Origin of the sequence: Micromonospora sp. WMMA1947 (genome assembly GCF_027497355.1) — a bacterium.
In the GTDB taxonomy this organism is placed as follows: Bacteria; Actinomycetota; Actinomycetes; order Mycobacteriales; family Micromonosporaceae; genus Micromonospora.
Genome location: NZ_CP114909.1, coordinates 5,025,252 through 5,038,763 on the forward strand (window position 1 = coordinate 5,025,252; position 13,512 = coordinate 5,038,763).

The 13,512-nt window shown below is 72.4% G+C and carries 16 protein-coding genes; 5 read left to right on the top strand and 11 right to left on the bottom strand.

Features of this window, described 5'->3' with window-relative positions:
- Nucleotides 1-27: 27 nt before the first annotated feature.
- From O7604_RS23735 to pdxY, 8 genes are all read right to left on the bottom strand, one after another.
- Entirely contained in the window at nucleotides 28-1,026 is a 999-nt protein-coding gene (locus O7604_RS23735; protein WP_281577825.1) for a tyrosine-type recombinase/integrase, read from the bottom strand.
- A 512-nt stretch (nucleotides 1,027-1,538) separates the two neighbouring features.
- On the bottom strand, nucleotides 1,539-1,745 hold the full coding sequence (locus tag O7604_RS23740; RefSeq protein WP_281577826.1) for a hypothetical protein: 207 nt from the start codon (nucleotides 1,743-1,745) through the stop codon (nucleotides 1,539-1,541).
- 5 nt (nucleotides 1,746-1,750) lie between these two features.
- Entirely contained in the window at nucleotides 1,751-2,275 is a 525-nt protein-coding gene (locus O7604_RS23745) for a hypothetical protein (RefSeq protein WP_281577827.1), read from the bottom strand.
- Nucleotides 2,276-2,466: 191 nt separating this feature from the next.
- Nucleotides 2,467-4,842 carry an excinuclease ABC subunit UvrA gene (locus tag O7604_RS23750; RefSeq protein ID WP_269706094.1) on the bottom strand — a complete coding sequence of 792 codons (2,376 nt, stop codon included), beginning with the start codon at nucleotides 4,840-4,842 and terminating at the stop codon, nucleotides 2,467-2,469.
- A 26-nt stretch (nucleotides 4,843-4,868) separates the two neighbouring features.
- On the bottom strand, nucleotides 4,869-5,318 hold the full coding sequence (locus tag O7604_RS23755) for a pyridoxamine 5'-phosphate oxidase family protein (protein ID WP_269706096.1): 450 nt from the start codon (nucleotides 5,316-5,318) through the stop codon (nucleotides 4,869-4,871).
- 3 nt (nucleotides 5,319-5,321) lie between these two features.
- Nucleotides 5,322-5,732: a VOC family protein gene (locus tag O7604_RS23760; RefSeq protein ID WP_269706099.1), complete on the bottom strand. Its 411-nt coding sequence runs from the start codon at nucleotides 5,730-5,732 to the stop codon at nucleotides 5,322-5,324.
- A 5-nt stretch (nucleotides 5,733-5,737) separates the two neighbouring features.
- On the bottom strand, nucleotides 5,738-6,202 hold the full coding sequence (locus O7604_RS23765) for a helix-turn-helix transcriptional regulator (RefSeq protein ID WP_269706102.1): 465 nt from the start codon (nucleotides 6,200-6,202) through the stop codon (nucleotides 5,738-5,740).
- 110 nt (nucleotides 6,203-6,312) lie between these two features.
- Nucleotides 6,313-7,164 carry a pyridoxal kinase PdxY gene (gene pdxY / locus O7604_RS23770; protein ID WP_269706103.1) on the bottom strand — a complete coding sequence of 284 codons (852 nt, stop codon included), beginning with the start codon at nucleotides 7,162-7,164 and terminating at the stop codon, nucleotides 6,313-6,315.
- A 178-nt stretch (nucleotides 7,165-7,342) separates the two neighbouring features.
- Here pdxY and O7604_RS23775 point away from each other — a divergent pair, with 178 nt between their 5' ends.
- Both O7604_RS23775 and O7604_RS23780 read left to right on the top strand, forming a co-directional pair.
- Nucleotides 7,343-8,752, top strand: coding sequence for an OFA family MFS transporter (locus tag O7604_RS23775; protein WP_269706106.1), 1,410 nt, complete (start codon nucleotides 7,343-7,345; stop codon nucleotides 8,750-8,752).
- Nucleotides 8,749-8,874 carry a hypothetical protein gene (locus tag O7604_RS23780; protein WP_269706107.1) on the top strand — a complete coding sequence of 42 codons (126 nt, stop codon included), beginning with the start codon at nucleotides 8,749-8,751 and terminating at the stop codon, nucleotides 8,872-8,874. The genes O7604_RS23775 and O7604_RS23780 overlap by 4 nt, the downstream gene beginning before the upstream one ends.
- 49 nt (nucleotides 8,875-8,923) lie before the next feature.
- On the opposite strand, the gene O7604_RS23785 is transcribed toward O7604_RS23780, so the two are convergent.
- Entirely contained in the window at nucleotides 8,924-9,652 is a 729-nt protein-coding gene (locus O7604_RS23785) for an SDR family oxidoreductase (protein WP_281577828.1), read from the bottom strand.
- Between the two features lie 75 nt (nucleotides 9,653-9,727).
- On the opposite strand from O7604_RS23785, the gene O7604_RS23790 reads away from it, so the two are divergent.
- On the top strand, nucleotides 9,728-10,561 hold the full coding sequence (locus O7604_RS23790; protein ID WP_281577829.1) for a patatin-like phospholipase family protein: 834 nt from the start codon (nucleotides 9,728-9,730) through the stop codon (nucleotides 10,559-10,561).
- A 6-nt stretch (nucleotides 10,562-10,567) separates the two neighbouring features.
- On the opposite strand, the gene O7604_RS23795 is transcribed toward O7604_RS23790, so the two are convergent.
- Nucleotides 10,568-11,788 (bottom strand): DUF6596 domain-containing protein, encoded by a 1,221-nt coding sequence (locus O7604_RS23795; RefSeq protein WP_281577830.1) that lies wholly within the window; start codon nucleotides 11,786-11,788, stop codon nucleotides 10,568-10,570.
- Between the two features lie 19 nt (nucleotides 11,789-11,807).
- Complete coding sequence (locus O7604_RS23800) at nucleotides 11,808-12,200, bottom strand: YciI family protein (protein WP_269706116.1); 393 nt, start codon at nucleotides 12,198-12,200, stop codon at nucleotides 11,808-11,810.
- Nucleotides 12,201-12,290: 90 nt separating this feature from the next.
- On the opposite strand from O7604_RS23800, the gene O7604_RS23805 reads away from it, so the two are divergent.
- Together O7604_RS23805 and O7604_RS23810 are read left to right on the top strand one after the other, a co-directional pair.
- Nucleotides 12,291-12,755, top strand: coding sequence for a peroxiredoxin (locus tag O7604_RS23805; RefSeq protein ID WP_281577831.1), 465 nt, complete (start codon nucleotides 12,291-12,293; stop codon nucleotides 12,753-12,755).
- A gap of 65 nt (nucleotides 12,756-12,820) precedes the next feature.
- A complete protein-coding gene (locus O7604_RS23810) occupies nucleotides 12,821-13,507 on the top strand; it encodes a hypothetical protein (RefSeq protein ID WP_281577832.1) in 687 nt (228 codons plus the stop codon).
- Nucleotides 13,508-13,512 lie beyond the last annotated feature (5 nt).

Consider the following 13,512-nt stretch of genomic DNA (forward strand, 5'->3'; position numbering starts at 1 on the left):
CCAGCGCACCACCCCTCGCGCCGACCGTCACCGCCGCGGCGCCAACCCCGACAACGCCCGATTGGTACGGTTCGCCGCCACCGCCGCCCGCTGCTGACCCGCCGTCACCTCGATGTACGTCTGCGACGACGCCAACGACGCATGCCCCAGCAACCGCATGATCTCCGCCGCGCTCGCCCCGTCCTCCGCCAACCGCGTCGCGAACGTGTGCCGCAACGCGTGCAACCGCGCACCCCGCGGCACCCGGTCACCAATGCCCGCCCGCCGGTAACACGACTCCACCAGGTACTGCAGACCGCCCCGCCGCAACGCCTCACCCTGACGGTCCACCAGCAACGGCGAGTCCGGCCGCACACTGCGCGACCCGAACCGGTGCCGCCGGCTGTCCAGGTAACCCACCAGCACCCGGTCCACGGCGTCGTCGATCGGCACCGTACGCGGCCGCCCACCCTTACCCGCCACGTCCACCCGCCGCTCACCGTCGCGCCCGGCCACCGACGACACCCGCAGCGCCAGCAGCTCCGACAGCCGCAATCCCGCGCACAACGCCAGCGCCAGCACCGCCAGGTCGCGCTCCGGCCACGGATCGCGCTGCCGGCCCTCCGCGCGCGCCACCGCCGACAGCAGCTCCTCCGGGGTGTCCTCGCCCCGCAGCGGCTTGGGCCGGGGGAGAGGCGTGCGGGGCCGCCCCACCGCCGGCATCGGATTTCCCGGTACGACACCCTCGGCCACCAGGAACGTGAAGAAGCTGTTCCATGTCGACCAGGCGCGGTGGACCGACGCGGCGGCGCGGGGAGCGGCGAACCGCGCGAACGCCGCGCGCATCACGCGGGGGGAGAGGGCGCTGACCGCCAGCCGGTCCAGGGGGAGGGGAGTGGTGTCACCGTCCGCCGCGACCAGCTCGGCCACCGTGGTCAGATCCCTGCGGTACGCGGCCAGGGTGTGCGGGGAGGGCTTCCGGGTGGCCCGGGCGGTCAGGAACTCCTCGATCAGAGCACTTACCGTTTCGTCCGGTTTGTCATGCATAAGGGATATTATGCATGATTCTCGCGTTCCCGCCAGAAGTGGCCGCCGGGGGAGAGTGGCCCAATCCCGCCTTCGAGTCGACGCGCCCGTTCGGTGTCCGCAAGGGGAGGTGGGGACTCCATTGCGGGCGGTCGCGCAGACAGTGCCCGGACCAGCGTCGACCCGGCACCCGCCTCGCCGGCTCGCCCGACTCGTCGATCATGAAGTTGGCGGCGACAAAGTGGACGCCGACTGCCGCCAACCTCATGATCGACGAGGCGTGGGGGCGTGTGAGTGGCATGCCGGCTGCGGTGCGCGTGACCGAGCCCGACGCGTGGTTCGTGCTGCGACAGCGCTACGAGCGCGCCAGCGGCTCGACGTCGCCGGTCGGCCACACGTCGGTCCGGGTGTCCCTGCGCCGACGGCTTGCGTTCGCCGCGGTCGGCGGTCGCATGCTCCGGGTGCGCCCGGGGAGGCCCTTACCCGGGTTACTTGACATAATGTACATTATCGAACCCGGACGCCGGAGGGGATCAGGAGTGCTTGGCGTCCTCGTCCGTGGCGCTGAGAGCGTCCGATATCGCTTTGAGGACGTCGTCCAGTCGGGGCTCGCCGTCTCCGGCCGGCGCTGCGGGCCGTCGTCGCGCGAGTGCCGCGTCGACCTCTGCCTTGAGCGCCTGCCGCTGCGACGCGTCGCCCGAGTCGAGCGCCTTCTGCGCTCGCGGCATCAGCTCGGCCAACACGTTCAGCCCATCCAGGTCCGGCGCGTCGTGCCGGTGCGGAACTTGCTGCCGCGCGTCGGTGAAGCGGCTTCCCCCGAAGTGGGCCAGGGCGGCTGCCACCTCACCCGGCGGCTGCCGCACCTGGTCGGGAGATGGATGAGCACCAGGGCCGGCCGGCCGTCGACGGGGCTGCGGCCGGTGAGCCTGCGGTCGATGGTCGATGCGGTGGCCGGCACCAGCAACACCGATGCGGCTCTCTGTTTCCGGCCACCGGACGGCAGCGGCTGGTCGAGGACGACCGAGTCGATCTCGGCCCACGCCACCAGCCGGTTGAGCCCGGCGACGCGCAGGTCCAGTCCGTCGGCTCCGATGCGGAACCGGAACGGCCTGAGCTGGTAGGCGACGAACACGCCGGCCGCCAGCAGCCAGAGAAGGACGAGAACCCACCTCACGGTTGACGAGGGCGTCAGGTACAGCAGCGGGGCCACGCCGACGGCGAAGATCGCGAGGCCGCTCCACAGCGTCTGTCGGGTCTTGCGCAGCTCCATGCCGGACCTCATCCCTTGTGGCCGGTGACGGGAAGGGCCCTACATGGTGGCACGGGCGCCGTGTTCTGGTGATCATCCGAACGTCCCGGCGCGGTTCGGAGGAACAGAACCGGCGTCTCTCCCCTCCTCCCCCTCCCGGGCGTCCTCGACCGACCGCAGGTCCGGCATGGCGTGCACGGCGGGCGCGGTGGTCAGGCGCCGACGTAGTCGGCGAGGTGTTCGCCGGTGAGTGTGGACCGGGCGGCGACGAGGTCGGCCGGGGTGCCCTCGTAGACGATCCGTCCGCCGTCGTGCCCGGCGCCGGGACCGAGGTCGATGATCCAGTCGGCGTGTGCCATGACGGCCTGGTGGTGCTCGATGACGATGACGGATTTCCCCGCGTCGACGAGCCGGTCGAGCAGGCCGAGCAGCTGGGCGACGTCGGCCAGGTGCAGGCCGGTGGTGGGCTCGTCCAGGACGTACACGCCGCCCTTGTCCCCCATCCGGGTGGCGAGCTTGAGACGTTGCCGTTCCCCGCCGGACAGGGTGGTCAGCGGCTGACCGAGCGTGAGGTAGCCGAGGCCGACGTCGGCGAGCCGGTCGAGGATGGTGTGGGCGGCCGGGGTGCGGGCCTCGCCGTCGCTGAAGAACGTCTCGGCCTCGTTGACGGACATGGCGAGGACCTCGCTGATGTCGCGGCCGCCGAGGCGGTATTCGAGGACGGCCGGCTGGAAGCGCTTGCCCTCGCAGTCCTCGCAGGTGCTGGCGACGCCGGCCATCATGCCGAGGTCGGTGTAGATGACGCCGGCGCCGTTGCAGGTCGGGCAGGCGCCTTCGGAGTTGGCGCTGAACAGGGCGGGTTTCACGCCGTTGGCCTTGGCGAAGGCCTTGCGGATGGGGTCGAGCAGGCCGGTGTAGGTGGCCGGGTTGCTGCGGCGGGAGCCGCGGATGGCGGTCTGGTCGACGCTGACGACGTCCTCTCGCTTGGCCAGTGAGCCGTGGATGAGGCTGCTCTTGCCGGAGCCGGCGACGCCGGTGACCACGACCAGGACGCCGAGGGGGATGTCGACGTCGACGTCGCGCAGGTTGTGGGTGCGGGCGCCGCGGATCGGCAGGGCGCCGGTGGGCGTACGCAGCTTGTCCTTGAGGGTGGCGCGGTCGTCGAGGTGGCGGCCGGTGGTGGTGTCGCTGGCGCGCAGCCCGGCGACGGTGCCTTCGTAGCAGATGGTGCCGCCGGCGGTGCCGGCGCCGGGGCCGAGGTCGACGACGTGGTCGGCGATCGCGATGGTCTCGGGTTTGTGTTCGACGACCAGAACGGTGTTGCCCTTGTCGCGCAGCTGCAGCAGGAGGTTGTTCATGCGGGCGATGTCGTGCGGGTGCAGCCCGATGGTGGGTTCGTCGAAGACGTACGTGACGTCGGTGAGGGACGAGCCGAGGTGGCGGATCATCTTGGTGCGCTGGGCCTCGCCGCCGGAGAGGGTGCCGGCGGGGCGGTCGAGGCTGAGGTAGCCGAGGCCGATCTCGACGAAGGAGTCGAGGGTGTCCCCCAGTGCCTTGAGCAGCGGGCCGACGGAGGGTTCGTGCAGGTCGCGTACCCAGGTGGCGAGGTCGCTGATCTGCATGGCGCAGGCGTCGGCGATGTTGATGCCGTTGATCTTCGAGGAGCGGGCTTCCGGGGCCAGGCGGGTGCCGTCGCAGTCGGGGCAGGTGGTGAACGTGACGGCGCGTTCCACGAAGGCGCGGATGTGCGGCTGCATGGCGTCGACGTCCTTGGCGAGCATCGACTTCTGGATGGCCGGGATGAGGCCGGTGTAGGTGACGTTGATGCCGTCGACCTTGATCTTGGTGGGTTCCTTGTGGAGCAGGTCGCTCAGCTCGCGCTTGGTGTAGTCGCGGATGGGCTTGTCCGGGTCGAACAGGCCGCTGGAGCGGAAGATGCGGCCGTACCAGCCGTCCATGCTGTAGCCGGGGATGGTGATGGCGCCCTCGTTGAGCGACAGCTTCTCGTCGTAGAGGACGGTGAGGTCGAAGTCGGTGACGGCGCCGCGGCCCTCGCAGCGGGAGCACATGCCGCCGAGGCGGTTGAAGGTGCCCTTCTGGGTCTGGGTCTTGCCGGGGCCGCGGTCGACGGTGATGGCGCCGGCGGCGCGGACGGAGGGGACGTTGAACGAGTAGGCGTTGGGCGGGCCGATGTGGGGGTCGCCGAGGCGGCTGAACAGGATGCGCAGCATCGCGTTGACGTCGGTGGCGGTGCCGACGGTGGAGCGGGGGTCGGCGCCCATGCGTTCCTGGTCGACGATGATGGCGGTGGTGAGGCCTTCGAGGACGTCGACCTCGGGACGGGACAGGGTGGGCATGAAGCCCTGGACGAAGGCGCTGTAGGTCTCGTTGATGAGGCGCTGGGACTCGGCGGCGATGGTGCCGAAGACCAGCGAGCTCTTGCCGGAGCCGGACACGCCGGTGAAGACGGTGAGGCGGCGTTTGGGTATTTCGACGTCGACGTTGCGCAGGTTGTTCTCGCGGGCGCCGTGGACGCGGATGACGTCGTGGCTGTCGGCGTGGTGCAGGCCGGTGGTGGCCTTGCTCATGGTGTCTCCGTCCGGTGTTGCGGGTGTCAGTCGAGCCAGCGGCCGTCGCGCATCAGGGTGCGGCCGGGCAGCTCGTCGGCTTCGCGCCAGGCCTGGATGCGGCGTGGCGTGACGCGGTACCAGCGGTAGGGCGTGGTCAGGGTACGGGGATCGAAGCCGGTCCGGGTGGCGAAGCGGTCCCCTCGTTCGGTGGGCAGGGCGTCGATGGCGAGGGTTTCCACGTCGCCGTCGATCATGGTGACGTCGCGGGTGGGGCCGATGCCGATGCGGACGCGGCCGGTGGCGAGGTTACGGCCGGTGGGGCTGTCGGCCGGGGTGGCGACCAGCAGCGTGTCGCCGTCCCAGTCGAACGACAGCGGCACGAGGTACGGGGTGCCGTCGGGGTCGGCGGTGGCGACCCAGCAGTCGACGTCGTGGTCGAGGCGGTGGGTGGTGTCCTTGCGGCGCTGGGCGCGGGGGCGGGGTGCGTCGGTCATGGTTCAGCGCAGCTCGTTGATGCGGATGAGGTTGCCGGTGGGGTCGCGGAAGGCGCAGTCGCGGACACCGTAGGGCTGTTCGGTGGGTTCCTGCACGACGTCGGCGCCGCTTGCCTGGAGGCGGTCGAACAGGCTGTCGAGGTCGTCGGTGGCGAGGGTGAGCGCGCCGTAGCTGCCCTTGGCGATGAGTTCGAGGATGGTGCGGCGTTCGTCGTCGGTGATGCCGGGGTCGGCGGCCGGCGGGTGCAGGACGATGCTGGTCCCGGGCTGGTCGGGTGGGCCGACGGTGAGCCAGCGCATGTCCTGGTAGCCGACGTCGTTGCGCAGTTCGAAGCCGAGGACGTCGCGGTAGAAGGCGAGGGCGTCGTCGGCGCCTGTGTGTGGCAGGAACGCGTAGTGGATGGTGATCGTCATGGTGGTCACGCTAACGGTGGGCGGCCAGGGCGGGCTTCTCGATTTCTGATCGGTCGGCTGGCCTGCTTGATGAGGCACGGGGGTGGTTCGGCGGTGTCGGGCACGTGGCGGGCGCGGTAGGCGCTGGGTGGTTCGCCGACGAGTTCGGTGAAGCGGGTGCTGAAGGTGCCCAGGGACTGGCAGCCGACGGCGAAGCAGACATCGGTGACGCTGAGGTCGCCGCGGCGCAGCAGGGCCATGGCGCGTTCGATGCGGCGGGTCATCAGGTACGCGTACGGGGACTCGCCGTAGGTCTGGCGGAACTGGCGGCTGAGGTGCCCGGCGGACATGTGTTCGCCGCGGGCGAGGGCTTCGACGTCGAGGGGTTTGGCGTATTCGCGGTCGATGCGGTCGCGGACGCGGCGCAGCCGGGTCAGGTCGCGCAGGCGCTGGGCGAACGCGGGGTCGTCGGTGACCGGGTCCGGTGGCACGTCCGCATCTTGCCTGCTCGCCGGTGGGGTCGTCCACCTGTTCGAGCGGCGAGTCGCCGCCGGGTGCACCCGGCGGCGTCGCGGCGACGGCGGGTGCACCCGGACCGGGGTCAGCGCAGCCGGCGGGCGGTGAAGCGGGTGGGCGGGTCGGCGATGGCGTCCTGGGTGGCGACGAGTTGCAGTTCGCGGGTGCCGGCTTCGAGGGTCGCCTCGAGTACCGCGTAGATCGAGTTGGTGGTGCGTTCCAGCGCGGTCGGGGGTGAGCCGGTGGTGGCGAGGTGGGCGAGGTAGAGCGCGGCGGTGACGTCGCCGCCGCCGTTGGGGGCGATGGGCAGCAGCGGGGTGGTGACGGCCCAGGCGCCGTCGTCGGAGACGGCGACGACTTCCAGGTGCCCGGCGGGCAGGTCGCCGTGCAGGACGCTGGTGACCAGGACGTGGCGGGGGCCGGTGGCGCGCACGGTGTCGACGGCGGCGAGCAGGTCGTCCAGGGTGTCGGTGGTGCGGCCGGCGAGGAACTCCAGCTCGAACTGGTTGGGGGTGACGATGTCGGCGTGCGGGACGACGGTGTCGCGCAGGTACTCGGGGATGCCGGGGCGGACGAACATGCCGCGGCCGACGTCGCCCATGACCGGGTCGCAGCAGTAGACGGCGGCCGGGTTGGCGGCCTTGACCTGGGCGACGGCGTCGAGGATGACGGCGCCGACGGCGGGGTCGCCCTGGTAGCCGGAGAGCACGGCGTCGGCGGTGCCGAGCACCCCGCGGTCGGCGATGCCGGCGATGACGTCGGCGACGTCGGTGGGGGCGAGCAGGGGGCCGCGCCAGGCGCCGTAGCCGGTGTGGTTGGAGAAGTGCACGGTCAGTACCGGCCAGACCTCGTGTCGGAGGCGTTGCAGCGGGAACACGGCGGCGGAGTTGCCGACGTGGCCGTAGGCGACCGACGACTGGATGGACAGGATCTTCACCCGGTCATCGTCGCATCTCCCGGTGTGGTGACGGGTAGTCGTGGTGCGATGACGGGCGGGCGCGGCGGTGACCGTTCGGCTCACGGTTCCGACCGCCGGGCGCGGGGCGGGTTTGGGCGCAGCGTGTGGTGGGGGCATGAACTCCGGTGGTCTCGCCTTCTGGACGGAGGAAGCAACGATGCTTTCCGCACTCGATCGTCGGCACACCGTCGCGCCGCCGGGGTACAGCCGCTGGCTGATCCCCCCGGCGGCGCTGGCGATCCATTTGTGCATCGGGCAGGTGTACGCGACGAGCGTGTACAAGAACTCCCTTATCGCGCATTTCGACACGAGTCAGACGGCGATCGGGGTCATCTTCAGCATCGCGATCGTGATGCTGGGGCTTTCGGCCGCGGTGGCCGGTACGTGGGTGGAGGCGAACGGGCCGCGTAAGGCCATGTTCGTCTCGGCGTGTTTCTGGGCGGCGGGGTTCCTGGTCGGGGCGCTGGGCATCGCGACCGGGCAGCTGTGGCTGCTGTACCTGGGGTACGGGGTGCTGGGCGGGGTCGGTCTGGGGATCGGGTACATCTCCCCCGTCTCCACGTTGATCAAGTGGTTCCCGGACCGGCCGGGTCTGGCGACCGGGTTGGCGATCATGGGGTTCGGTGGCGGGGCGATGGTGGCCTCTCCCCTGTCCCGGCAGCTGTTGTCGTTCTTCGACTCGGGTTACGACCCGTCGAACAGCGGTTCCACGGCGTCGGGGTCGGCGCTGGTGTGGCTGTTCGTCACGCTCGGCATCGGCTACTTCGTGATCATGATGTTCGGGGTGTTCAACGTGCGGGTGCCGGCGCCGGACTGGCGCCCGGCCGGGTTCGACCCGTCGCAGGTGGCGGAGAAGCCGCTGGTGACCACGGCGAACGTGTCGGCGGCCAACGCGGTGAAGACGCGGTCGTTCTGGCTGCTGTGGGTGGTGCTGTTCTGCAACGTGACGGCCGGCATCGGCATCCTGGAGCAGGCCAGCCCGATGATCCAGGACTTCTTCCGGGACAACGGGACCTCGGCGGTGTCGGTGGCGGCGGCCGGCGGGTTCGTGGGGCTGCTGTCGCTGTTCAACATGGCGGGCCGGTTCGTGTGGTCGTCCACGTCGGACGTGATCGGCCGCAAGCCGATCTACATGGTGTATCTGGGTGTGGGCATGGTGCTGTACCTGCTGCTGGCCCTGGTGGGGCAGACCGCGACGGCGTTGTTCGTGCTGCTGGCGTCCGTGATCCTGTCGTTCTACGGCGGTGGGTTCGCGACGATTCCGGCGTACCTGCGGGACCTGTTCGGCACGTTTGAGGTGGGCGCGATCCACGGCCGGCTGCTGACCGCGTGGTCGGCGGCGGGGGTGGCCGGGCCGCTGATCGTCAACGGGTTCCTCGACGCGCAGGGTGAGCCGGGCACGTTGACCGCGGCGGCGTACCGGCCGGCGCTGTTCACGATGGTCGGCGTGCTGGCGGTGGGGCTGGTGGCGAACGTGCTGGTGCGGCCGGTGCCGGAGCGCTACCACGAGCCGGCGTCGGGTCGGGACGGAACAGCACCGGGTGCGACGGAGAGGAGCGGATCGTGAACGAGCACAGCGGTGGCGGGCAGCTGGTTCGCCTGGTGGTGTCGTGGCTGGTGGTGTCGGTGCTGCTGGGCTACGGCGTGGTGCAGACGGTGATCACGGCGGCGAAGCTGTTCACCGACTAGGAGACGCGACGCGGCGGCCCGGGGGCGGAACCCCCGGGCCGCCGTCGTGTCAGAGGCCGCCGCCGACGCGCAGGACCGCGCCGGTGGTGTACGAGGCGTCCGGGCCGAGCAGGTACGCGATCGCGCCGGCGACCTCCTCGGGTTCCCCGGCGCGGCCCATCGGGATCCGGCCGGCGGCGGTGTCGGGGCGGTCGGGCGCGCCGGAGCGGGCGTGGATGGTGGTGCGGATGATGCCGGGGGCGACGGCATTGACGCGGATGCCGCGCGGCGCGAGTTCCTTGGCGAGCCCGACGGTGAGGGTGTCGGTGGCGGCCTTGACGGCGGCGTAGTGGACGTACTCGCCGGGTGAGCCGAGCGTGGCGGCCACCGAGGAGACGTTGACGATGGCGCCGCCGTCGGTGAGCCGCCGGGCCGCCTGCTGGGCGCACAGCACGTACCCGATGAGGTTGACGTCGACGACGTCGCGCAGGTCGTCGACGCGCAGGTCGGTGAACGGGCCGATCGGGCTGGTGACGCCGGCGTTGTTGACCAGGCCGGTGAGCGGACCGAGCCGGTCGGCGGCGTCGAAGATGCGGCGTACCTGCTCGGGGTCGCATGTGTCGGCGGCGACGGTGACCGCGCGGCGGCCGGCGGCGCGCACGTCGGCGGCCACGGATTCGGCGGCGGTGTGATCGGTGCGGTAGCCGATGACCAGGTCGTGCCCGTCGGCGGCGAGCCGGCGGGCGGTGGCCGCGCCGATGCCGCGCCCTCCCCCGGTGACGATGGTGACGGAGGTCAATGCCCTTCTCCCCTGCCTGGCGGTGGGGGCGACGTTACCGTGGGCGGGACCATCCGGGGTGGAGAGGACTGTCACATGGGGCGCGCGTTGGTGCTGGGTGGCGGCGGGGTGACCGGGGTGGCCTGGGAGCTGGGTCTGCTGGCCGGGCTCGCCGGGCACGGGCTGCCGTTGGACGAGGCGGATCTGGTGGTGGGCACGTCGGCCGGGTCGGTGGTCGGGGCGCAGGTGCGTTCGGGTACGCCGGTGGCGGAGTTGTACGCGGCGCAGTTGCGGCCGCCGCGCGACGAGGTGCCGGCCCGGCTCGGGGCGGGGGTGCTGTTGCGCTGGGCGTGGGCCGGTGGGCGGGGCCGGGACGCGGCGCGGGCCCGGGCGCGTATCGGCGCGATGGCGTTGTCGGCGCGTACCCCGTCGGAGCAGTCGCGGCGGGCGGTGATCGCGGCCCGGTTGCCGTCGCCGCAGTGGCCGGCGGCGCGGCTGCTGGTCACCGCCGTGGACGCGGCGTCGGGTGAGTTCGTGGTGTTCGACGCGGACAGCGGGGTGCCGCTCGTGGACGCGGTCGGCGCCAGTTGCGCGGTGCCGGGGGTGTGGCCGCCGGTCACCGTCGGCGGCCGGCGTTACGTCGACGGCGGGGTCCGCTCGCCGGTGAACGCGGACCTGGCGGCCGGGTGCGATCGGGTGGTGGTGCTGGCGCCGACGAGCGCGGCGGTGGGTCCGATGCCGCGGCTGTCGGCGCAGGTGGCGGCGTTGCGGGAGGCGGGGGCGCGGGTGGCGGTGGTGGCGCCGGATCGGGCGGCGCGGACGGCGATCGGCCGCAACGTGCTGGATCCGGCGCGGCGGGCGGCGTCGGCGCGGGCGGGTTTCGCGCAGGCCGACGCGGTGGCCGCCGAGGTGGCCGGGGTGTGGCGGTGACCGCGATCAGGAGCCGGTCAGGCGCGCCAGCCGCCGGTTGAGGTAGCGCTGTTCGGGCAGGCTGCCGGTCAGCCGCGCGGCCAGCCGGTAGTGCTCGGCGGCGGCCTGCGCGTCGCCGTCGAGTTCGAGCAGGTGGGCGCGCACGGCGTGCAGCCGGTGGTGGCGGCGCATCGCCGGGTCGGCCAGCAGCGGTTCGAGCAGCGCCAGCCCGACGTCGGGGCCGTGCGCCATGGCCACGGCGACGGCCTGGTTGAGCGTGACGAAGGAGCTGGGGGCGACCCGGCTCAGCATGTCGTAGAGGACGCTGATCTGCAGCCAGTCGGTGTCGCCGAAGGCCGGTGCCTCGGCGTGCACGGCGGCGATGGCCGCCTGGAGCTGGTAGCGGCCCACCGGGCCGTGGGGCAGGGCCCGGCCGAGCAGCGTGACGCCCTCTTCGATGAGGTCACGCCGCCAGCGGGCGCGGTCCTGGTCGGCCAGCGGCACGAGGTCACCGGCGGCGTCGGTACGGGTGGGTGAGCGGGCGTGGGTGAGCAGCATCAGCGCCAGCGCGCCGGTGACCTCGTGGTGGTCGGGCAGCGCGGCGTGGACCTGCCGGGTGAGGCGGATCGCCTCCTCGGCGAGTTCCACGTCGACGAGCTGGTCACCGGAGGTGCGGGTGTAGCCCTCGCTGAACACCAGGTGGCACACGTCGAGCACGGCTGCCACCCGGTCGGGCAGCGCGTCCGGTGGCGGCATCGTGAACCGGGCGCCCGCCTCCCGCAGCGTCGCGCGGGCCCGGCTCAGCCGCTGGGTCATGGTCCGGGCCGGCACCAGGTAGGCGGCGGCGATCTGCTCCACCCGCAGTCCCGCCACCGCGCGCAGGGTCAACGCGACCTGGGAGGGGCGGCTCAGCGCCGGGTGGCAGCACAGGAACAGCAGCCGCAACATGTCGTCGGCGCCGGTCACGGGCGTGTCGTCGTCGACGGGTGGTACGACGCCGGCGCCGGGTTGCCGGACCGCGTCGAGCCGCTCGCGGCGGGTCCGGGCCTCCTCGGCGCGCATCCGGTCGATCAGGCGCCGTGCGGCGACCTGGATGAGCCAGGCGCGGGGTTCGTCGGGGACGCCGGTGAGCGGCCACCGGGCGGCTGCGGCCTCCGCCGCGTCCTGGACGGCGTCCTCGCAGGCGTCGGGTTGCCCGTATCGGCGCAGCAGCGCGGCGCGGACGTGCGACGCCTCCCGGCGCCACACGTCCGCGAGCGCCGCGGACTCACTGATCGGAGCCGCCCGGCCACATCAGGGGCCGCAGCTCGACCGTCTCGCCCGGGCCGGCGAACTTCGCGGCGACGGCCTCCGCGCGGGCCTGGTCCTCGACGTCGATCAGGAAGAAACCGGCGAGGTGTTCCTTCGCCTCGGAGTACGGGCCGTCGGTGGCCAGCGGTGCGCCGTCGGCCCACCGGTAGAGCCGCGCGGTACGGGGGTCGGCGAGCGCCTCGCCGACGACCAGTTCCCCGTTGGCGTGCAGCTCGGTCATCACCTGCTCGAAGTCGGCGTTGAGCCGGTCGCGTACCTCGGCGGGCAGCTCCTGGTGGGCGGCGAGGTATTCGGAGGTGGGGTGGCCCCACGGCTCCGGGTTGGAGTGGATCATGATCACGTACTTCACTGTCTGTCCTTCGCGTCGTGCGGCGGTGCCTCCCCGCCGCTCGCCAGGTACGACGGAGCGGGATCGCCGATGTCTACATATCCTCACGTCATGAGTGACGCGGTGGGTGTCGGTGACCTGGTCGAGGATTTCACGCTGCCGGACGAAACGGGCACGCCGCGGCGGCTGTCGGAGTTCCTGGCCGCCGGGCCGGTGGTGCTGTTCTTCTACCCGGCGGCGATGACGCGGGGCTGCACGGCGCAGAGCTGCCACTTCCGGGACCTGGCGGCGGAGTTCGCGGCGGTGGGCGCGCAGCGCGTGGGGATCAGCCGGGATCCGGTGCAGCGGCAGGCCGAGTTCGCCCGCCGGCACGGGTTCGACTACCCGCTGCTGTCCGACGCCGACGGGTCGGTGGCGCGGGCGTTCGGGGTGCGGCGGCGGCTGCCGCTGGGCGCGCTGAGCACCCGGCGGATGACGTTCGTGATCGGCACCGACCGGCGGGTCCTCGCCGTGGTGCACAACGAGCTGAACATGAACGAGCACGCCGACGCGGCGCTGCGGGCCCTCGGGGGCTGATCATCGAGGTGTCGCAGCCGGCTGGTATCAAGGCTGCGTCAGACAGGTGTACGGAAGAGGGCGTGATGGCGGGTCAGGGTTTGTCCACTGACGAGGTTCAGGGAATCCGGGAGGCCCTTGCGGCGGGCCGCAAGCCCCGGGTGGTGTTCACCGAGGCGGCCGGGCAGATGGCCGGGCAGCTCGGGCAGGTGGTGGAGCTGACCGACCCGGAGGCGTCGGAGGAGTTCGTGGTGGTGCGGTTCGGCCGCGACGAGCTGCCGTTCTCCCCCGCCGACGTGGCGATCGCCCCCAAGGGCGCCGGGCGGCGGCCGGCCACCGAGGCGAAGCCGGAACCGGAGCAGCCGCCGGCCGCGCCGGAGCCCGCGTTCGTGCTGGACACCCCGCGGGTGCCGGCGCCGCGGCGGGAGGAGCCGAAGACCGAGGCGCCGCCGGCGGAGCCGAAGCCGGCGAAGCGGGCGGTGAAGGCCGCCAAGCCGAAGACGCCGCCGGGGCTGACCGTGACGCTCGCGTACGCCGAGGGCGAGTGGACGGTGGCCGCGCAGCAGGGCGCGAAGGCGCTGGCCCGGCCGTACGTGGTGAAGCCGGCCGAGGCGCTGCGGATGGTGGCGCTGGTGGACGTACCGGGGGTGCAGGAGGCGGTGGAGCAGATCCTGGCCGCCGAGCGGGCCGAGGCCGAGCAGCAGGCGGAGAAGCTGCGCGCCGAGCTGGCCGAGATCGAGGCGCGACTGGCGGAACTGCGCGAGGCGCGCTGAACGCC